At 48.8% G+C, this 23,658-nt stretch carries 21 protein-coding genes and 1 pseudogene; 13 read left to right on the top strand and 9 right to left on the bottom strand.

Annotation, left to right across the window (positions count from 1 at the left end; genetic code table 11):
- Window positions 1–66 precede the first annotated feature (66 nt).
- From gap to tpiA, 3 genes are all read left to right on the top strand, one after another.
- Window positions 67–1,086, top strand: a complete 1,020-nt coding sequence (gene gap / locus GA003_12265) for a type I glyceraldehyde-3-phosphate dehydrogenase (protein QXD26806.1) — start codon at window positions 67–69, stop codon at window positions 1,084–1,086.
- A gap of 114 nt (window positions 1,087–1,200) precedes the next feature.
- Window positions 1,201–2,403 carry a phosphoglycerate kinase gene (locus tag GA003_12260; GenBank protein ID QXD26805.1) on the top strand — a complete coding sequence of 401 codons (1,203 nt, stop codon included), beginning with the start codon at window positions 1,201–1,203 and terminating at the stop codon, window positions 2,401–2,403.
- A 21-nt stretch (window positions 2,404–2,424) separates the two neighbouring features.
- Window positions 2,425–3,207 (top strand): triose-phosphate isomerase, encoded by a 783-nt coding sequence (gene tpiA / locus GA003_12255; GenBank protein QXD26804.1) that lies wholly within the window; start codon window positions 2,425–2,427, stop codon window positions 3,205–3,207.
- A gap of 98 nt (window positions 3,208–3,305) precedes the next feature.
- Here tpiA and GA003_12250 read toward each other — a convergent pair whose 3' ends face one another.
- A complete protein-coding gene (locus tag GA003_12250; protein ID QXD26803.1) occupies window positions 3,306–4,109 on the bottom strand; it encodes an AraC family transcriptional regulator in 804 nt (267 codons plus the stop codon).
- 292 nt (window positions 4,110–4,401) lie between these two features.
- Here GA003_12250 and GA003_12245 point away from each other — a divergent pair, with 292 nt between their 5' ends.
- The 4 genes and pseudogenes from GA003_12245 (at window position 4,402) to GA003_12230 (ending at window position 9,044) form a co-directional block, all read left to right on the top strand.
- Complete coding sequence (locus tag GA003_12245) at window positions 4,402–5,952, top strand: alpha-glucosidase/alpha-galactosidase (protein QXD30426.1); 1,551 nt, start codon at window positions 4,402–4,404, stop codon at window positions 5,950–5,952.
- Window positions 5,953–6,019: 67 nt separating this feature from the next.
- A pseudogene (locus tag GA003_12240) lies at window positions 6,020–6,534 on the top strand (shikimate kinase).
- A gap of 63 nt (window positions 6,535–6,597) precedes the next feature.
- Window positions 6,598–7,971 carry a sulfatase-like hydrolase/transferase gene (locus GA003_12235; GenBank protein QXD26802.1) on the top strand — a complete coding sequence of 458 codons (1,374 nt, stop codon included), beginning with the start codon at window positions 6,598–6,600 and terminating at the stop codon, window positions 7,969–7,971.
- A gap of 29 nt (window positions 7,972–8,000) precedes the next feature.
- A complete protein-coding gene (locus tag GA003_12230; protein ID QXD26801.1) occupies window positions 8,001–9,044 on the top strand; it encodes a beta/gamma crystallin family protein in 1,044 nt (347 codons plus the stop codon).
- Between the two features lie 11 nt (window positions 9,045–9,055).
- Here the strand turns inward: GA003_12230 and GA003_12225 are convergent, their stop codons facing one another.
- Window positions 9,056–9,973: a sugar phosphate isomerase/epimerase gene (locus GA003_12225; GenBank protein ID QXD26800.1), complete on the bottom strand. Its 918-nt coding sequence runs from the start codon at window positions 9,971–9,973 to the stop codon at window positions 9,056–9,058.
- 62 nt (window positions 9,974–10,035) lie between these two features.
- Between GA003_12225 and GA003_12220 the strand changes: the two genes are divergently transcribed.
- The 4 genes from GA003_12220 to GA003_12205 all read left to right on the top strand — a co-directional run bounded on the left by GA003_12220 (window position 10,036) and on the right by GA003_12205 (window position 15,800).
- A complete protein-coding gene (locus GA003_12220; GenBank protein QXD26799.1) occupies window positions 10,036–11,418 on the top strand; it encodes a sulfatase-like hydrolase/transferase in 1,383 nt (460 codons plus the stop codon).
- A gap of 211 nt (window positions 11,419–11,629) precedes the next feature.
- Window positions 11,630–12,562 carry a U32 family peptidase gene (locus tag GA003_12215; protein QXD26798.1) on the top strand — a complete coding sequence of 311 codons (933 nt, stop codon included), beginning with the start codon at window positions 11,630–11,632 and terminating at the stop codon, window positions 12,560–12,562.
- A 25-nt stretch (window positions 12,563–12,587) separates the two neighbouring features.
- Window positions 12,588–14,165 (top strand): aldehyde dehydrogenase (NADP(+)), encoded by a 1,578-nt coding sequence (locus GA003_12210; GenBank protein QXD26797.1) that lies wholly within the window; start codon window positions 12,588–12,590, stop codon window positions 14,163–14,165.
- Window positions 14,166–14,279: 114 nt separating this feature from the next.
- Window positions 14,280–15,800 carry a sulfatase gene (locus tag GA003_12205; protein ID QXD26796.1) on the top strand — a complete coding sequence of 507 codons (1,521 nt, stop codon included), beginning with the start codon at window positions 14,280–14,282 and terminating at the stop codon, window positions 15,798–15,800.
- An 11-nt stretch (window positions 15,801–15,811) separates the two neighbouring features.
- On the opposite strand, the gene GA003_12200 is transcribed toward GA003_12205, so the two are convergent.
- The 7 genes from GA003_12200 to GA003_12170 form a co-directional block, all read right to left on the bottom strand.
- Entirely contained in the window at window positions 15,812–15,958 is a 147-nt protein-coding gene (locus GA003_12200; protein ID QXD30425.1) for a DUF2141 domain-containing protein, read from the bottom strand.
- A gap of 9 nt (window positions 15,959–15,967) precedes the next feature.
- The gene (locus tag GA003_12195) at window positions 15,968–16,252 is read right to left on the bottom strand and encodes a DUF2141 domain-containing protein (GenBank protein ID QXD26795.1); all 285 of its coding nucleotides are present in this window, start codon (window positions 16,250–16,252) and stop codon (window positions 15,968–15,970) included.
- Entirely contained in the window at window positions 16,239–16,484 is a 246-nt protein-coding gene (locus GA003_12190; GenBank protein QXD26794.1) for a hypothetical protein, read from the bottom strand. Before GA003_12190 ends, GA003_12195 begins: the two co-directional genes overlap by 14 nt.
- A 19-nt stretch (window positions 16,485–16,503) precedes the next feature.
- Window positions 16,504–17,538: an aldo/keto reductase gene (locus GA003_12185; protein QXD26793.1), complete on the bottom strand. Its 1,035-nt coding sequence runs from the start codon at window positions 17,536–17,538 to the stop codon at window positions 16,504–16,506.
- Between the two features lie 138 nt (window positions 17,539–17,676).
- On the bottom strand, window positions 17,677–19,332 hold the full coding sequence (locus tag GA003_12180; GenBank protein ID QXD26792.1) for a fumarate hydratase: 1,656 nt from the start codon (window positions 19,330–19,332) through the stop codon (window positions 17,677–17,679).
- Window positions 19,333–19,615: 283 nt separating this feature from the next.
- Entirely contained in the window at window positions 19,616–21,046 is a 1,431-nt protein-coding gene (locus GA003_12175; GenBank protein ID QXD26791.1) for an alkaline phosphatase D family protein, read from the bottom strand.
- Between the two features lie 7 nt (window positions 21,047–21,053).
- Window positions 21,054–21,503: a nucleoside deaminase gene (locus GA003_12170; GenBank protein ID QXD26790.1), complete on the bottom strand. Its 450-nt coding sequence runs from the start codon at window positions 21,501–21,503 to the stop codon at window positions 21,054–21,056.
- A gap of 122 nt (window positions 21,504–21,625) precedes the next feature.
- Between GA003_12170 and GA003_12165 the strand changes: the two genes are divergently transcribed.
- Window positions 21,626–22,258 carry a TetR family transcriptional regulator gene (locus tag GA003_12165; protein QXD26789.1) on the top strand — a complete coding sequence of 211 codons (633 nt, stop codon included), beginning with the start codon at window positions 21,626–21,628 and terminating at the stop codon, window positions 22,256–22,258.
- The gene (locus tag GA003_12160; protein ID QXD26788.1) at window positions 22,255–23,655 is read left to right on the top strand and encodes an efflux transporter outer membrane subunit; all 1,401 of its coding nucleotides are present in this window, start codon (window positions 22,255–22,257) and stop codon (window positions 23,653–23,655) included. Before GA003_12165 ends, GA003_12160 begins: the two co-directional genes overlap by 4 nt.
- Window positions 23,656–23,658: the final 3 nt, after the last annotated feature.

The raw sequence follows: 23,658 nt of genomic DNA, 5'->3' as shown, positions 1-23,658 counted from the left end.
AAGTATCCGCTTCAGTTTTTCTGATCACTTTTTACACAGACATAGAACCTAAAAAAATAGCTAACCATGGCAGTAAATATAGGAATTAACGGGTTTGGTCGTATCGGCCGCCTGGTATTCAGAGCGCTAGTTGATCAGGGTCTCCTGGGAACAGAATTTAACGTTGTTGCTATCAACGACCTTGTTCCTGCGGAAAACCTTTCCTACCTATTAAAATATGACTCTACTCAAGGTCGTTTTAACGGCTCTGTAGACCATGACGGCGATTCGCTCGTCGTTAACGGTCAAAGCATTAAGGTACTCTCCGTTCGCGAAGGTCCCGCAGCCCTTCCTTGGGGTGAGCTTGGAGTAGATGTTGTGATTGAGTCTACCGGTCTTTTCGTAGCTGACGACAAAGCACAAGGTCACTTGGATGCCGGCGCGAAGAAAGTAATCATTTCAGCACCAGGTAAGGGTAACGTGAAAACCGTTGTTATGGGTGTGAATGACGGAGATCTCTCCGCAGACGATAACTTGATTTCAAATGCTTCCTGCACGACCAACTGTTTGGCTCCTGTCACTAAGGTTATCTTGGAAAACTTCGGAATCGTTGAAGGTCTTATGACCACGGTTCACAGTTATACCGCCACACAAAAAACCGTAGACGGACCTTCTCCAAAGGATATGAAGGGTGGACGTACCGCTGCATTGAACATCATTCCATCTGGAACAGGTGCCGCTAAGGCAGTGGGTCTCGTACTTCCTGAAGTTCAAGGTAAGCTAACAGGTATGGCATTTCGCGTTCCAACTCCAACCGTATCGGTTGTCGATTTGACCGTGAAAACTGAAAAGGCCACTTCCTACGAAGAAATTTGTGCCACCATGAAAGCTGCTGCAGAAGGACCTTTGAAGGGTATTCTAGAATACACCGAAGACCAGGTTGTTTCCAGTGACTTTATTCACTGCCCAGCATCTTCCATCTTTGATGCTGGTTCAGGTATTGGTTTGTCTGATACGTTCTTCAAACTTGTTTCTTGGTACGACAATGAGTGGGGTTACTCCAATCGTTGCGTAGACTTGTTGAAGAAGGTAGCTACTTACCTCTAACATCTTTATGTCATCAGGAAGCCGCGAACCACATCCATGGATCGCGGCTTCTTTTTTGACTCAGGCCAATATAGGCCTTCAAATCCGCATCCTCAAATTTTTTCCTAGTTGGTCATGGCCAAAACGAAAACTATCCGTGATATCGACGTGCAGGACAAACGCGTCTTCGTTCGTGTCGATTTCAATGTTCCTTTAGACGAAAATGGTAAAGTAAGCGACAACACCCGTATCGTTGCTGCACTCCCAACCATAAAGCGTTTAATAGAGGCTGGTGCCAAAGTAATCCTCGCCAGTCACTTGGGACGCCCTAAGGGGCAGCCCAATCCGGCATTCAGCCTCAAGCCTGCCGCCGAAGAGTTGGCCGTGCAGCTGGGTATGCCCGTGCAATTTGCAGAAGACTGCGTTGGCTCCGATGTAGAGGCCGCTGTGAATGCGCTCCAGTCAGGGTCAGTCCTTTTGCTGGAGAACGTTCGCTACCACGCTGGCGAAGAAGGCAACGATCCTGAGTTTGCAAAACAGCTCGGTTCTTTGGCCGATGTATTTGTAAACGATGCTTTTGGAACCGCTCACCGAGCCCATGCATCCACCGCAGGGATCACTGCTCATGTCGATACGAATGTTGCCGGATTGCTTATAGAACGCGAATTAGCATTTCTTGGAGATAAGACTGAAGATCCGGTGAAGCCATTCACGGTCATCCTCGGCGGCGCCAAAGTTTCCGATAAGATCAAGGTCATCGACCGTCTCCTGGAAAAAGCCGACAATATCATCATTGGAGGTGCCATGGCTTACACCTTTGCCTTGGCCAATGGAAAGAAAGTAGGGGATAGCCTTTCAGAGCCGGACAAAGTGGACGTCGCTCAATCAGCCATTGATAAGGCTGCCGAAAAGGGCGTGCGCTTCCTGCTTCCGATCGATACTAAGATCACTAATGCACTTGATTTTGGTTCTCGTTCAGTGGGTGAGATGGACGTTGTTGAAGGCGACATTCCCGATGGTTGGGAAGGGGTCGATATCGGACCCAAAACCGTTGAACTTTATAAACAGGTTGTCGCTGAATCCAAAACGGTTCTCTGGAATGGTCCTATGGGCGTATTCGAAATCGAAGCCTGTTCCATAGGCACATTTGCAGTAGCCGATGCCGTCGCTGCGAATCAGGATGCGATCTCTATTATTGGGGGAGGGGATTCGGTAAAAGCCATCAAGAACAGCGGCAACGACGACAAAGTCTCATTCATTAGCACTGGAGGAGGTGCTAGCTTGAACTTTCTTGAAGGGAAGGAATTGCCCGGCGTCAGCTCACTCGACACCATTTAACTACAACAGACATTTTAGAACATGGAAAAGCACCGTAAATACATCATCGCTGGAAATTGGAAAATGAACAAAACCGCTGGCGAGTCCGTTGAACTCGCTGAAGGCGTGGTAAAAGAAGTAGGAGAACAGACCGTTGTTGAAGCTGTCCTCTGTCCTCCTTTTACTTCCTTGGATTCCGTTGCCACAGTGGTGGAAAATTCCCCAGTAAAGCTGGGTGGTCAAAATATGCACCCTGCTGCCAGTGGAGCCTACACTGGTGAGGTCTCTGCTGAGATGCTGCGCTACTTTTACGCTACCTATGTGATCCTCGGGCACAGTGAGCGTCGTGAATACTTCAAGGAATCAGATGCCTTTATCAATCAGAAGGTCTTGGCTGCATTTGCCAATAACCTGAAACCCATCCTATGCGTGGGTGAATCTCTTGAGGAGCGCGAATCCGGAAGCACATTGCAGGTCGTTGAAACGCAAACACGTGGAGGACTTGCGAATGTCTCAAACGAAGATGCTGAAAGTTTAGTAGTTGCCTATGAACCCGTTTGGGCCATCGGCACTGGCAAAACAGCGACTCCAGAAATGGCTCAGGAAGTACACGCTGCTATTCGTGGGATTTTGACCGATCTGTTCGGCGAGGAAATCGCCCAAAAGATCCGCATCCAATACGGTGGTTCTATGAAGGGTAGTAATGCGAAGGAGCTTCTTTCGCAAACCGACATCGATGGAGGTCTCATCGGAGGCGCATCCTTGGATGCCAAGTCCTTTGCCGAGATCATTAACGAAGCCCGAGAACTCGAAGAAGCTGAGTAGTTTCTGAAGAGTTAATACTTTTAAAAACCATCTCCGTTTGGAGGCGGTTTTTTTATGCCCATGGGGCTCTTTCTCATACTCCTCCTCTTCCTCTATTTCTAAAGACATCGTTGTTGCCTCCGCGTGACGGCTTGCTCGGCGACCTCGCCGAGGGCGCCGTTGCTCAAGGATCCCTGATGAAATTTTACTGGAAATAGAGAAAGGCTAAGGGAAGAACCGATTTCCTGACACCTGAACACTGACACCTTTGCTTTGCTCCGCGAATCAGCTGACCCTTCCGATCCAAACCGTTGCCGCCACTGCGTTGGCGTAAATCCTGTTTGCTTTTTGAAGAAGCGGCAGAAGTAAGCCTGGTCTTTAAATCCGGATAGGGTGGCTATGTCCTTCACTGAGAGCTTGGCTCGCTTCAGAAAACGGATGGCTTCTTTCACACGCTGTTGGTTTCGCACATCTTTTGGGCTCACGCCTGTCTTGGCTTTTACTTGTCGGTAGAGCTGAAAGCGCGGCTGACCTTTTTCTTCCGCCCAACCGCTCTTCGATATGGTGAGTCCCGGATTCTTTACAATTGGATCGAGGATGTCCGGATCGCGGGCTATTCTACGACTCGTGTTCACTCGGTCGTCGCACTGGGCTTCTTCTTTCAATAGTAAGGATAGAATGTCACCTGCTTCAGACATGCACTTCCAACCATCATCCATGCCATCTTGATACTGGTGAATCATATCCAGCACCTTCTTCTGTATTTGTGGATCTATGGAGTGGTTGAAAACGGTTACTGGGCGATTCCGTATACGCTCCAGTAAATGAGGAATAGCAGGGCCTGCCAAGATGATGTAGGCAAATTCCCAATGACTCTCTTGTTTGGAATAGTAGTAGGTGTGGTCGCTGGGGAATTGAGCCATAAAACTCGCACCTTTGGGCAATTTAATGGGCCGATTGTTGGCGATTTTTAGGTGGTCAGTCCCGGATAGGGTAACTTGCCAGAGCAGCTTTAATTACGGACGTTTATGCCCTTCGAACCGGTATTTATATGTCTTTATGTGCTCATGCCCCACCGCCTGCCAGTAAAGGGGTAGCCTGAGGCTAGAGCCGGAAATGAATTGAACATTTCTTATCCGCATTAAACGCACAAAAGTGCAAAAACACATTTTTGCAAATGCATTTTATTCTGAGATCGGTTATGCTGAGTGTATTATGGCGGGAAATGATTTCAAAATAGCTTTTATCGGTGCCGGTAGTGTCGGCTTCACACGCAAGATACTTCGCGATACCCTCGCAGTCCCAGAATTTCGGAACATCCGTATTTCATTCACAGATATATCTGAGCAAAACCTGGACATGGTTACGCAGCTGGCTCAGCGGGATATCGACGCGAATGGATTGGATATTAAGATTTACTCAACCACCGACCGTCGGGAGGTGCTCAAGGATGCCAAATACATTATATGCGTGGTCCGCGTTGGAGGATTGGAGGCCTTTCAGCACGATGTCGACATCCCGTTGAAATATGGGGTGGACCAATGCGTTGGCGATACGCTTTGCACCGGTGGCATCTTTTATGCTCAGCGTGGGATTAATACTTTGTTGGATTTTTGTAAGGATATACACGAAGTGGCGGCACCGAATTGTCTGATGCTCAACTACGCCAATCCCATGGCTATGAACACCTGGGCCTGTAACAAGTATGGCGGCGTACGCACCATTGGTCTTTGTCATGGAGTGCAAAACGACACGAAGCTGATTGCTAAAGCTTTTGATATTCCTCTGGAAGAACTGGATGTGATTTGCGCGGGCATAAATCACCAGACGTGGTTTGTTTCTTTAAAACACAAAGGCGAAGACCTTACCGGAAAATTACTCGATGCGATGGAGAGCCATCCGGTGATCAGTCAGGAGGAAAAACTCCGCATCGATATCTTAAAACGCTTTGGCTATTTCTGCACCGAATCCAACGGACACGTCAGCGAGTATTTGGCTTGGTACCGTAAGCGCCCCGATGAAATTAATAACTGGATCAACATGAATCGTTGGATCTTGGGTGAGACGGGAGGCTATTTGCGTATTTGTACGGAGTCACGAAACTGGTTTGATACGGATTTCCCCAATTGGTTGAAAGAGCCGCCCTTTGATTACAAACAGGAGGCACGCAGTCATGAGCATGGTAGCTGGATCATCGAAGGCTTGGAAACGGGACATGTTTATCGAGGACATTTCAACGTGGTAAATAATGGAGTGATCACCAACTTGCCCGACGATGCCATAATTGAGGCACCCGGTTATGTGGATGCTAACGGCATCAACATGCCTGTTGTTGGTGACCTTCCTCTGGGGCTTGCCGGAATTTGTAACAACAGCATCACCGTTCAACGGATGGCTATGGAAGCTGCGGTTCATGGGGATGTTGAGTTACTGAAGCAGTCCATGCTGCTTGACCCCCTGACGGGTGCGGTTTGCAACCCACCGGAGGTCTGGCAAATGGCGGATGAAATGCTCATCGCTCTTGAACCCTGGATGCCTCAATACAAAGCTGAGATCGCCAAGATAAAAACTCACCGCGCTGAGGTTGGCTGGCCCATTCCTACGAAGGATGATTATGAAGGAGCCGCCCGTCTAAGAACGAAGACGGTGGAAGAAATGGCTGAGAATGCTGAGGAGGCCCGGCGTCTGGCTGGAGAATCCGACCGTGGCGATCTCGACAACGTCAGTGATTCGGTTAAACGCATCATCAAGCATATGCGTGGATAGTCGGAGGGCTTAGGCTCACTTGCTTTTTTGTTTTCTTCCACGGTTGAAAACTGTCTTTCTATTTGTTGTGAATAGAATTCTCATTTTTGGTAATTCGGGCTCTGGCAAATCGACCCTGGAAAAATCAATGGGTCGGCTCCCTTCGTTGCGTACCTGGATTTGGATACAGTGGCGTGGAAAGCGGATCAACCAGGTGTAAGAGAAGATGAAGCTGTCAGTATAGAAAAGATGGATGCTTTTATTGGCTCATCCGAACAATGGGTGGTTGAAGGATGTTACAGCGGCTTAATCAGCCACTTTATGCCTAAAGCAACTCAATTGATTTTTATGAACCCTGGAGTTGAAACCTGCATTGACAATTGCAGGGCTCGACCCTGGGAGTCCCACAAATATGCTTCCAAAGAAGAGCAAGACGAGTGCTTGGATTTTCTTTTAGATTGGGTCAAAGAATACGAAACGAGAGAAGATGAGTTTTCACTAGAGGCGCATCGGAAGTTGTTTGATCAATTTACCTGTTTGAAGTTAGAAGTTCGATCCAATGAAGAGGGTGAGGCGCTGAAACAAGATTTTGAAAAATCTTAAGACTAGGGTCGATTCAGCTTCCTGCTTCTTTTTTTCAGCCAAATCTGCTATGTAATTTTGCTTATGCTTTATGGGAAACGATTTTCTTTTGCTGCGCTGATTCTTATTCTCATTGGGAGTGTGGGTAGCTTTGCTCAAAACCCCAATCCGAACTTGGTTATCATCCTTACGGATGACCAGGGCTACTGGGATGTAGGATTCAATGGCTGCACTGACATCCCGACTCCAAATATCGATCGAGTAGCTAATGAAGGAGTACGGTTCACAAATGGTTATGTGACTTATCCTGTTTGTTCACCGAGTAGAGCAGGGCTGATCACCGGTCGTTATCAAGGTCGATTTGGCTATCAACGGAATCCGACTCTCAATCCATTTGATTCGCAAGCGGGACTCCCTGTCGAAGAGGAGAACATAGCTGAGATTCTAAAGAAGGTGAATTACCACTCGGGGGTTATCGGTAAGTGGCATTTGGGTACGCATCCACGCTTTCGTCCCAATGTGCGCGGTTTTACCGAGTTCTACGGGTTTGTTGCTGGAGGACACCGCTACTTCCCCGAGGACCTAATTTATCCGGACATCGAATCGGTTGATCGAGCAGGTGGTTGGTACAATACGAAGCTCTTGCGAAATGAGACGCGCATCGAGACAGATGAATATTTAACCGATGAGCTGTCGAATGAGGCGGTCGATTTCATTGAGCGAAATTCTACAAAACCCTTCTTTTTGTACCTGAGTTACAACGCCCCGCATACGCCGATGCAGGCGACGGAGAAATACCTGAGTCGATTTGATCATATTGAAGATCCACTCCGTAAGACTTATGCGGCCATGATCAGCGCAGTGGACGACGGGGTAGGGCGGGTGCTCGATAAATTGGACGAGCTGAATCTAGATAAAAACACCCTGGTGTTTTTTCTGTCTGATAACGGAGGAGCGTCCAACAACGGTTCGGTCAATACACCACTGCGTGATCGGAAAGGTTCGATCTACGAAGGTGGTATGCGAGTGCCGTTTGCTTTCCGTTGGGCGGGGAAGGTTCCTGCGGGAATCGATTACGACTATCCGATCAGCTCACTGGATATCCTGGCCACCATGGTCCAGCTGACGGGTGTTGAAATTGCCACTGATCGTCCGCTCGACGGTGTGGACTTGATGCCTTTTGTAACCGGCAAAAATAAAGGAAGGCCCCACGAGTCTCTCTTCTGGCTGAAATGGGATGCCGGTCAAGGAGCCGCACGAGTAGCAGATTACAAACTGGTGGTGTTGGAGAATGAAAATAGTACTTCGATGTATCAACTTTCTAAAGACATTGGTGAAAAAACAGATGTTGCTGCAGGTCATCCAGAGGAGGTAAACCGCTTAAACAAAGCGTTTGAGGCTTGGAAAAGCGAATTGATAGAACCCGCATTTGATCCTTTAGGTACTTGGCAACCTTGATCTAGTATCTTGGCTTTTCGATTCCGCTTATGAATCATTCTCGTCCTATTTATTCCGTTGTTTTGCTGCTTATGCTGTCGTTTCTTACGACCTCAAGCCTAGCGCAAACTAATATCGAGAATGGGTATGCGGTGCTTTATTCGGGGCAAAATTACTCAGGGGCCTCCTACCGCTTAGTGCCGGGCGAAGAAATGGGTGCTATAAGCCAATTGGACAGCACAGGACTCTGGCCGTCTCAGGAATATATGGTCGGTTCTGTGGAAATTTATGGGGACATTGTTTTGCACCTCTACAATGACTCGAGATTTCAAGGAAACTTGATGAAGGTTTCTCAGAGCATCTCTGACATGAGACGCATTCGTAACCGACCTGTTGGATCGCTGCGATTGTTGCGCACGGCGGGGGTGTATGCTTCTCCACCATCTCAGGCTTCTGTTTCTCAAGCGAGACCGACCACAAGTATCAAGGTGGGAGAAGTCAGGATGTATGAAAATGGCGGATTCAGTGGCCAGTCTTTGACTTACGACAAATTGGAAATTGTGGGTGACTTGAATCGAGTCGCACAATCGCGAGGAAGATGGAATGACCGTATCTCTTCCATTTACATCAAGGGTGATTATTCGGTCATCTTATTTCAAGATGCCAACTTTAAGGGACATTCACTGCGGATCGACGAGTCAGTTTCCAATCTTAACGATCTTCGTCGTCGGGATCCTGAGAAGCGGAATTGGAATGACGCTGTTTCCTCTTTTGAGATCATTTCTAAAAATGGGGAAGGTTTGTACTCCAAAGGACAACCGCGCTATGCAGGGACGATTTATGAGGATGCCAATTTTCAAGGAGGATACATGGCACTCTATGATGGGCAGCAAGTTTCCAACTTAAGGGATAAGCGCTGGAACGATAAGTTATCCTCGGTGATGGTGGAGCGTGGCTTTAAAATTATCCTTTATCAGGCCAAGGATTTTGGAGGCGAGTCTATCACCCTCGATATTCATCAACCGACCATGAAGAGCTTTCCTGGGAACTGGAATGACACCGTGTCATCCCTGAGGGTCGTTCGATCTCAGTAGGACCTACATCCCTACAATCCAAAGACGCGATCCATTTGTCCAGAGATCGTCTTTAAGGCTTCGAAATCTCCACCTTTTACTTCGGCAGCGCACCAACCATGGTAGTTGATTTCGTGCAGTGCTTTACGAACGTCTGCGAAGTCGATGTCACCTTCACCGATGGCCATGAACTTACCTTGTGCGCGTGAGAAACCTTTGACGTCGAGCTTGATGATACGTTTGCCAAGTGTGCGAATCCAGTCGCCCATCGATCCGTATTTCCAGTGATTGCCGATATCGAATTGCATCCCGACCCAGGGAGAGTCGAATGCGTCCACATAGCGGACTAGTTCATCTGCTGTTTGATTGGAATCGCCACCATGATCGTAGTGCATCTGATTCCAGACATTCTCGATGCAAATGGATACACCAAGTTCTGCGGCCAAGGGCAGAGCCTTATGGATATTCTCAATTGACCGATCGTTCACCTCCTTGACTGATCCGTCTTCGCCTTTTCCTACCACTAATAAGCAAGTATGCCCCCCGACGGCTCGCGTGTCGCGTAATGCTTGTTTGAGAAGCTTAAGCGCTTCTTTACGCGTCTCTACATCTGGATCGGAATGGCGAATTTTCCAATGTGTGCTGCCCACCGTTCCATCTACCGGAAAATCGCTTTCGCGGATTGCTTTTTTCGTTTCCGCGATGTCCATACCGGGCGAGTTCATCTCAACGCCCATGAATCCGGCCTTTTTGGCTGCTTTAAATTTATCGGTCAAAGATCCCTCCACTTTGATCATGCCAATCTTGAGGGTTTTGTAGAGTCGTCCCGCCATTGGATTCGACGCATTGGCATGACCTGCTCCTTGGAGAATGGATGGGAGCATCGTGCCGGCGCCTAAGGCTGCGGCTGTTTGAATGAAGTGTCTGCGGGTATGTCTTGGGGTGTCCATAGCTTTGATTGTTAGAAAACAGAGGAGTTGATCAACTTCAATTCGACCTTAAGCTTACGCTTATGTTTCTATCCTTAAGTCGTCTCGTTACCCTGTGTCTTCTGATTGGAGGTTTCACTGCATCCAGTTGGGCTGCGCCCAATATCATTCTCATTCTTACCGATGATCAGGGCTGGAGCCAGTTATCTGATCTCATGGACCCCAAGGTGAGTTCCTCCAAGTCCGATTATTTGGAGGCTCCCAATATGGCGCGCATGATGGATGAGGGGCGCCGCTTTACCAGTGGGTACTCACCAGCTCCATTGTGCACACCCACAAGAAGGGCGATTCTCTGCGGCACGACTGCGGTGAGGAGTGGGACGGAGTTCGCCAGCCCCAATTGGATTCCTGCTGAACATTTGACGATTCCGAAGGCACTGAAGGCTGCGAACCCTGATTACAGAGCCGCTCATTTTGGAAAATGGGGTGAGCAGATGATTTCCACGCCTGAGGAATGTGGCTATGATGCCAGCGATGGGATGACTGGGAATATGACAGGAGGCATGCCCAAGTCGTTGGGGATTGCATCGGGGAATCACGCCGAAGGTCCGCCTCACTTTATTGACAACGAAGACCCCAAACGAACCGTTACCGTCACGGATCATGCGATACATTTCATGAATGAGCAGGTTGGAGCCGAAAAGCCATTCTATGTGCAGGTCAGTTATTACGCCCAGCACTTGTCTGTAGTGACTCGTGAAAGCCTCCTGGAGAAATACCAAAAGAAGGGGTCACCGGACCGAGGCTATACTCAGGCCTGGGCAGCGATGCTGGAAGAACTAGACAATGGGGTAGGTCGCTTGCTCGATGCAGTTGACGATATGGGAATCAAGGATAACACCTATGTTTTCTTCACAACTGACAATGGCGGCCGTGGTACTGTGCCAGGAGGAGATAATAAAGCGATGGCTCCCAATCATCCCTTGTCCGGAGCCAAGCACCATTTGTTAGAAGGCGGAATTCGGGTACCATTCTTTGTGGTAGGCCCTGGGGTAGAAGCTGGATCTTTAAGCAGGACTCCGGTTGCTGGATATGATTTTCTACCCACTTTTCATGCTTTGGCTGGTGGAAAACCCGATCAACTCACTCATGAAGTGGATGGCGTGAATATCCAGGCTCTCTTATCCGATAAAACTGCGGGTCAATTTCAACGCCCTCAACAAGCCCTCTTCTTTCACCGTCCGCGTCGAGCTATGTCTGCCATTCGCCAAAACGATTTTAAGCTCATGGTCTACTGGAACAAAGATGGCACACTGGCTAACCATGAGCTCTACAAAGTCTACCCTAATCCCACTGAAGAAGGAAATGAAGTCACGGACAAATATCCGGCCCTCGTTGAGTCTCTTCTCAATCGCTTGTTGGCGCATCTCTACCTGGTGAATGCAGAACGTAGTGTGCCCCGTTGAGGTTTATATAGCATTAGTGTTGCATTTAGTCCCTTTACTGTAATAAATTTATATGGGCTGGCTGGGCTTCTGGAGGATCAAAAGTGCTTGCTCGGCCCATTTCAGCCTCAGATCATTCATCGTAGTTCTGGGGTTTACATATTACTGGCCTCGTAACTTCAGCTTCTAAGTTTCATTACCTTACTAAACACACACTTCCCCTTTTTCAGTTATGAAGTCATCCGAAGACGCTCTTAAGAAACTCAATCTCCCTTTGGTGGATGCTTCCACTCCTTCGTTATCGACCTTTGAAGATGGAGCTCAATACCGTATCGAAATTCCAAGCACGGAAGGTCCTCAGGCTTTTCGAACCGTGCTTGAAGAAGCGGATAAGCTGGATTGTCCTGTCCACCGCATTAGTCAGGGCAGCGGGATTCAGATGCTCAGTGACGATGAGATTCGCGAGATGGCTCAAATCGGTGCCGACCGAAATATTGAAGTTTGTCTTTTTACTACCCCAAGAGCCGGGTTTGATATCGGAGGTGCCTGGAATGCCCCGGTTGGGAAATTTATCCAGTGGCAGGTTCGTGGAGCTGATCAGTTGCGCTACAGTCTTGATGATATTTATCGGGCTGTTGAGCTAGGTATACGAAGTGTCCTGATCGCGGACGTGGGTTTGATCAAAATGATTAAAGACCTGCGCGACAGTGGCGACTTGCCTGCTGATCTTATTGTGAAGTCATCCGCCGTGATGATGCCGGCCAATCCTGCTTCGGCAAAACTGATGGAGGATATTGGCTCTGATACTGTGAATGTATCCACCGATCTTTCGGTGGCTCAGCTCAGTGCCATCCGGCAAGTCGTGACCAAGCCCTTGGATATCTACATTGAAGCACCCGACGGGATTGGTGGATTTCTACGCCACTTTGAAACACCCGATATGATCAAGTTTTCCGCGCCTATTTATGTGAAGCTCGGGCTACGCAATTCGCCCGATATTTATCCATCCGGAAAACACCTCGAAACCACAGCCCTGAACCTCAGTCGAGAGCGAGTTCGTCGCAGTAAACTGGTTTACGACCTCATTCAGCGTGAGTTCCCGGAGGCCGTGATGTCTAAAACAGGAATAAATCACAAAGATCTTGGAGTTCCTGTTGTAAGCTAACACATTTTTATCACACTCAGATACTATGCAAATAAATGGACTATCATTGATTGGATCCTCTACGGGAGCGCTGGGCGATTCGTCCTTCAACGCGATTGATCCTTCCACTGCCAACGAGATTGAGCCGCCTTTTTACGCAGCTTCAGCCGACGAAACCAATAGGGCCGCTGATTTGGCTAACAATGCTTTTCTGTATTACAGCCGTAAGACAGGAGCTGAACGCGCTGATTTTCTAAGAGCAATCGCTGATCAGATTGAAGCCTTAGGCGATACGCTTACTCAGCGTGCCATGGCTGAAACAGGCCTTCCAGAAGGACGCATCCAAGGTGAAACAGGTCGAACCACGGGCCAGTTAAGGCTTTTTGCAACGGTGGCTGAAGAAGGATCCTGGGTGGAAGCTCGGATCGATACCGCCTTACCAGATCGCCAGCCTATTCCAAAGCCGGATATTCGTTCGATGAAACGTCCCTCGGGTCCGGTTGCTGTATTCGCAGCCAGCAATTTTCCTTTAGCCTTTTCGGTAGCCGGAGGTGACACAGCCTCAGCATTAGCCTCAGGTTGTCCTGTCATTGTAAAGGCTCACTCCTCTCATCCAGGTACTTCTGAACTCGTGGGCCAAGCCATTCTGGCCGCCATCGCAGAAACGGGTATGCCAGAAGGCACCTTTAGCTTACTTCATGGTAGTGGAAGAGTGGTGGGTTCAGCTCTGGTAACGCACCCTGCGATTCAGGCAGTAGGATTCACCGGTTCGACTGCTGGTGGAACGGCCTTAATGAAATTGGCTTCCAGCCGTCCTCAGCCGATCCCGGTCTACGCAGAAATGGGAAGTGTAAACCCTGTCTTTATTTTACCGGGTGCTGCCGCTTCTAACGGTCCAGGCTTGGCCAGTGGGCTTCAGGTATCTGCAACCATGGGAGTCGGGCAGTTCTGCACCAATCCAGGGGTCGTGTTAGTCGAGTCTTCCAAGACGGGTAATGCTATTGTCTCTTCCTTTACAGAAGAAATGTCCAAAGCGCCTTCTGCTATCATGCTCAATCCGAGTATTCACAGTGCCTATACAGGTGGAGTCGCTTCCAGGAGTGGCAACGAGAAAGTGAATACCCTGGTCGTGAACGATGACGATGGCGTTGGTTGTCCTGGCGTAGCCGCGGTATTCGAAGTGAGTGCTGATACCTTTCTCGAGGACGAGTCACTCAGTGAGGAGATCTTTGGTCCTGAAACGACCTTGGTTCGTTGGAACACCAAAGAAGATTTGCTGGCCGTAGCCGAAGAGCTCGATGGACAACTAACCGCTACGATCCACGGTACGGAACAGGATTTAGAAAACTATGCCGATTTGGTGGCCATTCTGGAACGCAAGGTTGGCCGGATAGTATACAATGGCTTTCCAACGGGTGTCGAAGTATGCCCATCGATGGTTCATGGCGGGCCATTCCCAGCAACTTCCGATGGACGAAGTACCTCTGTCGGTACCCACGCCATAGAACGTTTTATTCGCTTGGTCGCTTACCAAAGCAGTCCTCAGTCACTGCTGCCTGATGAGCTCAAAGATGGTAATCCATCAGGCATCATGCGCATGGTGAATGGGGAATACACTAAGTAGCCAAGTTCCGTCCTTTTATTTGATATCTGTAGGAGCAATTTTAATCGCGACGCGTACTGCAATGGGTCGCGAATAAATTTGCTCCTACATTTTTTAAAGAAGTACGCTGGAATTATGACTTTCTTTCGGGTTACCCTTTTTTTCTTCATTTCGTGTATTGGATGTTTGTCTATTGCTCAGGACTCTCGTCCCAACGTCCTCCTCATTTCCATTGATGACCTGAACGACTGGGCGGGGAAGTTTAATGGCAATCCCCAGATGTTAACGCCTCACTTGGATCGTTTTGCTGAAAAGGGGGCCGTGGTGTTTCAAAACACGCATTGTGCAGGTCCTGTTTGTGGCCCATCGCGATCCGCCATGATGTCTGGCTTCATGCCCGATCGAACCGGTGCCTACGGTAACAGCCATAATATGCTTAAATCTGCTTTGGTTCAGGAGTATGCCACCTTGCCGGAGTATTTTTCCAAAAACGGATATACCACGATCAATAAAGGAAAGATATTTCATGCTCATGCCAGCGAGCATGGGCTCGATCGTGGCCAGTGGGCGTGGGATACCTGGTTGCCTCGAGAGGGTGGAGCGCCGGTGGATAAAACGAAATATTACTCCCGACGGGAAGGAGTCTATGGAGGGAAAAAGATGAAAGATTCACCTTACGCGGATCCACGAGGATCTGAATTTGGCTGGGGGCCTACTATTGGTGGAAAGGAAGAAATGTCGGACTATCAGACCGCGCAATGGGCTGCAGATCTTTTGCAAGAGCCTAGCGAGAAACCTTTCTTCCTCGCCGTGGGAATTTCCAAACCGCATTTGCCCTGGTATGTTCCTCAAAAGTATTTTGACCGCTATCCTTTGGACCAAGTGATCGCCCCTGTGGTAGACGAGAACGACTTCGACGATGTGCTCAACGCCAAAGGTGAGCCTGCCTACGAAGCATCCCTTGATTATTTGTGGACTTCGCAATCTGATGAACTTTACAAACGCGCTGCCCGAGCTTACATGGCCTCCAGCTCATTTGCCGACGATTGCGTGGGTGTTGTGCTTGATGGACTTGCCAAGAGTCCGCATCGAGACAACACCATCGTCGTGATCTGGGGAGACCATGGTTGGCATTTGGGTGAAAAGCTGCGCTACCGGAAAGGCTCTCTCTGGGCGGAGTCTACTCGTGCTCCTCTAATGATTCGTTTGCCCGGTATGGACAAAGCTCAGGATTGTGAGCATGCGGTTAACCTGCTTGATTTGCATCCTACGGTGATTGATCTCTGTGGCCTTCCTGCTCGACCCGATATTGATGGACGTAGCATTGTTCCCTTGCTGGAGAATCCAACTCAAGACTGGCCTTACCCGACTGTAACAACGCAAGGTTATGGAAACCACTCTGTGGTGTATGAAGATTGGCACTACATTCAACGAAGAGATGGAGTGAATGAACTTTATCATCTCAAGTCTGACCCTTATGAGCATAAAAACCTTATCCGAAGTGATAACCCAGTAGCGGCTCAAGTGCTCGCTCAGCTCAAGAGCTTTGTTCCTACCGACCTTGCTCCTGAGTTGCCGAAGAACGAACCTGGTCTTTCGAAGGAAGGCTTTGATATGACGCTCAAGAAGACGAGGAACTTGGCAAAACTGAAGTAGGTTTTTCAGTCTTATACTTTAGTCAGGTTTACGGTGATCTCGGTCGAATGATCTAGTGGAAAGGATGTTTTCTTAAAAAAGAGAGGTCCGAAGGTTCCTTTTGCGTCGTTGGATATGCCGATGGGCTCTTTGGGGATTTCTAGAAATCCTGTATCCAGTTTTCCATTTCAATTTTTATCGTAGATTGCACTGACTGCATAGGTGCCCGCCTGAAGATCTTTGAAGGACCAAAGAACCTCTCCGGAATCATCGACTTTAATTTCTTTGTACTTCAAGGGTTCCTTGAGGTAGTCATCCTCGGATGCGAAGAGTGAAAGAAATATTTGGCCTGTATCAGGCAAGGCTCCTTTTACCTTAACCGTGAGGATCAAAGTTCCTTCGTCGGCCACACAGGGTACAGAGGTGCACAGTAATGAGAAAACAAATAGGGCTATGAAGCTACTCCGATTCATGAAGCTTGTCCCTGATTTCTGTTAGGCAAAGGTAAGTTTGGTAGCGAAGAATGAAACTCTCAAATATGAGGCGTGTAGCGAGTGGCCCAAAAACCAGTGACATGATCCACGCCCAGTTGTTGTGCGCATATAACCACCAACTTCCGTAAAGGGTTCCTCCAATGCCAGCCCAGAATAAGAATTGAAGAGCCTTCGGCATAATGAATTTTTTGAAGAGAAGGTAGTCTTTCATGCTTATGGGTTTTTGAGAACTATTCGGATTTAGGGTCTGCCAGGCTTGGCATGTCGATGGCATCCTGTCGGCGAGGAAGCATGGGTGTTTCCATGGATTTCGGGTAGCGTACCCGAGGCTCGGATACTTTAGTCAATTTCACCCGAGAAGCATCATCGAGCTTCCATGAGCCAGCGAGGAGATTGTCTTTCAGTTGCTCGCAGTTTCGGGCGCCCACAATGGCGGATGTGATCGCAGGCTGCTCTACCACCCAACGAAGTGCAACCTGAGCTGGGCTGCGACCCAGGTCTTCTTCGACTTCCAGCAAGGTGGTTAAGATGTCTTCTGAATTAGCCGCGTAAAAAGGATCTGGAAAACACCATCCATCGGCTGAACGTGTTCCCTCAAGATTACGTTCTGCACCTGGTCGATACTTTCCCGTGAGAAATCCACCTGCGAGCGGCGCCCAAACCACCACTCCAACGCCTTTGTGTTGGCAAAGAGGAATGAGCTCATCTTCGATGTCCCGAACTAAGAGACTGTATTGAGGTTGGTAGCACTCTATGCGGGACCAGTCGTGGTGGTCGCTGATCCAGAGGGCGTCCATCATGCGCCAGGCTTCAAAGTTACTGCATGCCAGATAGCGGATTTTGCCTTGGCTCACCAGATCGTTCAGTGCGCGAAGTGTTTCCTCAATGGGCGTTTGAATGTCTACGTGGTGAATATAGAAGATATCGATGTAGTCGGTTTTCAATCGCTTGAGACTGTCCTCAATTGATTTCATTAAGTGTGACCGAGACCAGCCGGAATCATTGGGGCCTTTTCCCATCGGGTTAAAGAATTTCGTAGCTAAGACCAGGTCTTCCCTGCGCTTGCCCATGATATTGCCGAGAATGGTTTCCGACTTTCCACCGATATAAGCGTTGGCCGTATCCACGAAATTGACACCGGCATCTATGGAGAGACCGAGCATGCGGTCGGCTTCCGTTTCGTCCGTGTAGAGACCGAAGGTCATTGAGCCTAGGCAAATTTCGGAGACTTTCAGGCCTGTGCGGCCAATATTTCTATATTCCATAACAGGGGGGGTATGACTAAGAGGTTTTTGTCAGCCTGTTATTTTTAACTAAACGGGTCGAGGACTTAATAGGTGTCAGTGTTCAGCTGTCGTAGAGGAAGAATCTTCCTGACGCTTGAAACCAGACAGCTTGGTTTCCTATACGCCTACAGCCGCCACACAGGCTTCGCAACTCTTACGAATACCCTGAAAGAAATCATTTCCTTTATCATCTACCAGAATGAAGGCCGGAAAGTCTTCAACGTCGATTTTCCATACGGCTTCCATGCCTAGCTCTTCGTATTCGACCAGCTCCACTTTCTTGATGTTGTCTTGAGCAAGGATGGCCGCTGGTCCTCCAATGGAGCCCAGGTAAAATCCACCATGCTTTTGACATGCATCGGTGACCTGCTGACTGCGGTTACCTTTGGCCAGCATGATCATGGAGCCTCCAACCGCTTGGAAGGGTTCGACGTAGCTGTCCATACGACCGGCAGTAGTCGGGCCGAATGACCCGGAAGGTAGACCCTCTGGAGTCTTCGCTGGACCCGCATAATAAACAGGGTGATTCTTAAAGTAATCGGGTAGATCCCCGTCTTTCTCCAGGCGCTCTAAGAGCTTGGCGTGAGCGATATCCCGAGCGACGATGATCGTGCCGGTGAGGCTCAACTGGGTTTCAACTTTGAGTTCGCTAAGCTGTGCCAGAATCTCGGTCATCGGACGATTGAGATCGACTTTGACCACACCCTGGTAGTCGGCTTCGCGCAAGTGATCCGGAATGAAGCGGCCAGGATTCGTTTCCAGTTTTTCTAGCCAGATGCCGTCCTTGTTGATCTTAGCCTTCATGTTTCGGTCGGCCGAACAAGAGACACCCATGCCTATGGGGCAGGAAGCTCCATGGCGCGGTAGGCGAATCACGCGAACGTCTAATGCAAAGTATTTACCTCCAAACTGGGCTCCGTAACCGAGCTTTCGTGATTGTTCGAGGAGTTGGTTTTCCAGTTCAACATCGCGAAAAGCCTGACCATGTTCGTTTCCTTCTTTCGGTAGCTCGTCGTAATACTTGGTCGAAGCCAATTTGACGTGCTTCAGGTTCGCTTCTGCGCTGGTCCCGCCAATGACGAATGCTACGTGGTAGGGTGGGCAAGCGGCCGTGCCTAGAGTCCCCATTTGTTCCAGCAGAAACTTTTGCAAGGCAACGGGATTCAATACCGCCCGCGTTTTTTGATAAAAATAGGTTTTGTTAGCCGAGCCTCCGCCTTTTGCCACAAAGAGGAATTTGTACTCCATGCCTTCTGTCGCATAAAGATCGATCTGGGCCGGCAAGTTAGTGCCGGTGTTCTTTTCCTCGTACATCGAGAGTGGGGCATTCTGCGAGTAGCGAAGGTTTTCCTTCGTGTAGGTATTATAGACACCTTTAGAAAGTGCTTCCGCATCATTGCTGTCAGTCCAGACTTGTTGTCCCTTGTTACCCATGATGATCGCGGTGCCGGTATCCTGGCAAAATGGTAGGATGCCGTGGGAGGAAACTTCGGCGTTTTTCAGCAATGTGAGTGCTACGTTGCGGTCGTTATCAGAGGATTCCGGATCCTCCAGAATGGCGGATACCATTTCCAGGTGCTCGGGTCTGAGAAAGAATGCTATGTCACGCATGGCTGCTTGAGCGACCATGGCCAAGGCTTCGGGGTGAACCTTGAGGATGGGTTTTCCTTCAAATTCAGATACTTCGACGTATTCTGAGGAGAGTAAATTATACTCGGTTCTGTCTCCTGTTAAAGGGAATGGGTTTTGGTAATGGAATTCGGGTGTGGCCATGACTTTTTCTATTGATTGCCGATTAATAGACTCACCTTACATGGAGCGGTCAAACCCCTGAGTCAATTCAAGGGACAAAGAAAACGAGACGAGAGGCGGGAGGTGTAAGTGTTTATTGAATTTAGCTCCGTTTCTTCCTATGTCTCTGCAACGTCCCGCTCGGCGATCGGGCCCTACCGAATTTTATAACGATTTAATGGTAGGGTCGCATCGCCGAGGCGACCGTTGCGGATCTGATGTGAGATCTGTTTTCTGACACCTGAACACAGACACCTACTAGAATCTACTCTGCCTTAAAAACTTCCACATTAACCGGGTTTCCATCCACATCGTGATGGGTAAAGGTGACCTGTGGCACACCTTCCTCGCGTTGAACATTCACACTCAAGAATCCTCCTTCGATACGAAGGAATTTATGGGCTTCTGTGCGTAGTGAATATTTAAAACCTCCGGCGTGTAGGTCCGATCCCGATCCAGCCGAGTATTCACGAACTCCCGTCTCTGGATGAACGGTGGCATACTGCCAATGGCGATCCCCGCAAAGTACAAAGGTGTTGTCCAAGGTGCTGAGAAATTCACGGACCTGATCACCTTCCCAGGTGAATCCTTCGTTTGCGTGGTTGTCGTTTTTGCTGCCACGGTCAGGACCTACTATGGGAGTGGGACTAATCAGTATTTTGAAAGAAGCATCCGATGTTTTCATCGAGTTGAATAACCAGGCCTTCTGTTCTTCACCCCAGATGGTTTTCCCTGGACCATCTGGCATGGTATTAGGGCTGCGAAAATCACGGCCCTCAACCATCCAGATTTGAACGTCCTTTCCCCAGCGAATAGTACGATAGGTCTTTTCGCCCATGGGTACTTGTTCACGGTAAATGGCTAATCCCTGTTCCCAAGTGAGGTCGCCGTAGTTCTGTCCGGGCCAGGCATCGTTCTTCAAGGTCTCGTGATCATCCTTGATGAAATAGGAAGCGAACTGACGATAAAAATCAACTTGGTAGGGGAGGGCGAAAAGGCGATTCCATTTGTGGCGTGCTAGTTCGGCGCTACGGGCCCAAGGATCTGGTTTGTCATAATATTCGATGTCTCCGGCATGCACCATAAAGTCGGGCTTCACCATACGGGCCATCGAAGGATAGATGTTGTGTCCATTTACAAGATCGTCCCGACGGATGAAGTCGTGGCAGGTGACCACGGTGAAGGTTACTTCTTCTTCCTGACTAACCGCAGGAGCCGTTTTAAATTCTCCGGTGACAGATGCCTCCAGTTTTCCATCGGTGTTGCGAGACGCTAAAACAATCTCGTATTGAGTATTTGGCTCGAGTCCATCTATCTGGATTTGCGTTGTGTGATCCTGGTTCGGATTAACCGGTGTCCAGTCTTTCTGAACAACGTTGCTGGTATCGTCCTCAGGCCAGTAAATGAGTCTTACTTCGCCTTCGATTCCAGGCATACTGAATGCCATGTCATTGAGGGTGGCTCCTTCTGGCATGCGGCTGGCATATTCCTTTCTGCCCCTTTCTGGGGGCACCTCGTATTCAATCCACATGTGCCCTTGCATGTTGAATTCGGCATCTCGAGTGAGGCGGGTCCAAATAATGGCAGACTCTTGATCGACCTCGCCAATCTTCATGCCGTTTCCAAAGTAAGTGGCGTGGACTGAAGATCCAATTGTCAGTGCTAGGAAAGATAAGAATATGGTCGTTTTATTCATAGGGTTCTCAGGGTGTGGTGCCGATGTCTTCGTTCCACAAGCTTGGATTGTTTTCTACAAAGCTAGTCATAATGTCGATGCATTCCTGGATTTGTATCACGACTGTTTCGACTCTTTTGGAACGAAGAAGATCTTCTTCGCCCATAAAGGTCTGGTTTTCGCCGATGATCACCTTGGGAATCCCATAGAGTAGAATGGCTCCTGTGCACATGGAGCAAGGGGAGAGGGTGGCGTAGAGTGTGCATTCCCTGTAAATGCTTGCCGGTAAGCGTCCCGCATTTTCCAAGGCATCCATTTCTCCATGAAGAATAGCGCTTCCGCTTTGAATACAGCGATTGTGCCCTCGGCCTATAATCTTCCCGTCATGAACAATCACAGAGCCAATGGGTATACCTCCTTCCACGAGTCCTTTGCGGGCTTCTTCAATGGCGGCTTCCATAAATGGATCGTTATTCATGAGTCTTGATGGGAATTTCTTTTTTGGGCATCGCCCTAGAAGGTTAAAGAAAATTCGCGATTTGGGTTGCAATTACAGAAAATCTCCATTTATTCAAATGATCGTTTAAATCAAACGTTTGAATGAATGAGACGCAGATAAAGATCCTGGATGCGGCCGAGTCGGAAGTCGCTGACTGTGGTTTCGCGGGTGCGTCTATTCGGAACATCACGCAACGCGCGGGTGTAAATATTGCCTCCATCAATTACCACTTTGGTTCGAAGGAAGAATTAATTAAGCAGCTCTTCATCTATCGTATAACACCGCTGAATGATCAACGACTCGCGATGTTGCGTCAGGCCCAGGAGAAAACAATCGATGGTCTTGTGCCTGTAAGTGAGTTAGTTGATATCCTGGTAAGGCCTGCGGTATCTAAACTGATGTCAAAGGAAGGGCGTCGTTTTGCTCAGGCAATTGCGCGGTGTATGTCAGAGCCGCTCGATTTTATGTGCGAGTTGGACGAAGAGATTTTTCAGGAAATCTTTCAAACCTTCCTGCTAGCCTTTCAAAAAGCCCTGCCTGAACTTGATATGGCGGCGGTCATGAACAAATTGCACTTCATTATCTGCTCTATGGTCGGATTCATGATGCACTTCCCTCGGTTGCAATTTATTGGGAGAGGCATGAGTGGATCCGATTTCGATCAGTTTCTTGACCAATATATCGATTTTATCGCCACCGGGATTGAATCTGCCCCGGTGCATGTAACTCAATGAACTCCTCACTTCGCAGCTTAAGTCTCTTCGCCTCCCTCGCCATGTTTTCAGGCTGTGTGACTACTAGTCCGGAATCTCAAAATGGACTGCCGCAGATTCAGAAGCATGTTCCGGATAATTGGAGCCAATCTGTCGTTTCCGGAAATCTGGAAGAAGGTTGGTTATCTGACTTTGATGATCCACAATTGATTGCATTGATTGATAATGCATTTCAGCAAAATCCTTCCTTGCAAGCGGCTATGTTCCGTCTTCAACAAGCGGAGGCCAGCGCACAGATTACCGGGGCAATCCGTTATCCGAGTTTAGGGGCGGGTCTTTCTGGGAATAAGCAAAAGCAACTGTTTAATCCCTTTGGTTCATTTGAAACTACGAACTACAATCTGGCTCTATCTTCTCAATGGGAGATCGATGTCTGGGGAAAGGTGCGCGATCAACATAGTGCAACGATCGCCTTGCTTGAAGCATCTGGCTACGATGCTTCCGCGCTCAGACTGACCATCATTTCTCAGATAGCGAAAGCCTGGTATAACGCTAAGGAATTACTGTATCAACGAGACCTGGCTAAGCGAAGCGCGGAGAGCTTTGATTCGAATTTGAAGATCCTGGAAAACCGTTATCAAAGTGGTTTAGTGCAGGCCTTCGATCTCCGCCTTTCAAGATCCCAGGCTGCAGTCGTGCGGTCTCAGGTAAGTATTAGTGAGGGTGCGCTGGATCAAGCTATTCGCCTACTGGAAACTTTGGTAGGCGATTATCCTGGAAGAAATATTGCAGTGACTAAGGAATTACCGGCTGCAGGAAAACCCATTCCTGCTGGAATGCCGGCATCCTTGTTGGAAGCACGTCCTGATCTTCGAGCAGCTGAGCGTCGACTGGCTGCCCTGGGCGCTAACTTTGATTTAGCAAAGAAAAATCGTCTGCCCGACATCACACTGACAGGAACTCTTGGGCAGGCCTCAAGTGACTTGGACGATCTCCTCGATTCCGACCGTTCCGTTTGGTCGATTGCAGGAAATATAACCGCACCCCTATTCAGGGGAGGGCAGTTGAGTGCTCAGCGTCGACAGGCAGAAGCCCAACTCAATGAACAAGTTTCTAATTACGAATCAGCCATTCTAAATGCATTCCGCGAAGTGGAAACTGCCCTGGCCAATCAAGGCTATCTGGTAAATCTGGTAGACGAGTTGAGCGTCGCAGCAGAGCAAAGTAATAAAGCGCTCGAGCAAGCCTGGCTCTTGTATGAGCGCGGGGTGCTCGATATAACAGGTGTGCTCGATGCCGAGCGTCGCTCCTTCGAAACGCAGAGCCAAAGCATTTCATCCATTAACCGTGTCATTCAAAACCGTATCGACCTCTACGTAGCGTTAGGTGGAGGTATCAATTTAGAAGAAGAGGAGTAAACT

This window comes from Opitutia bacterium ISCC 52 (genome assembly GCA_014529675.2).
Lineage (GTDB): Bacteria > Verrucomicrobiota > Verrucomicrobiia > Opitutales > UBA2995 > UBA2995.
This window is presented reverse-complemented; position numbering and strand designations above follow the sequence as displayed.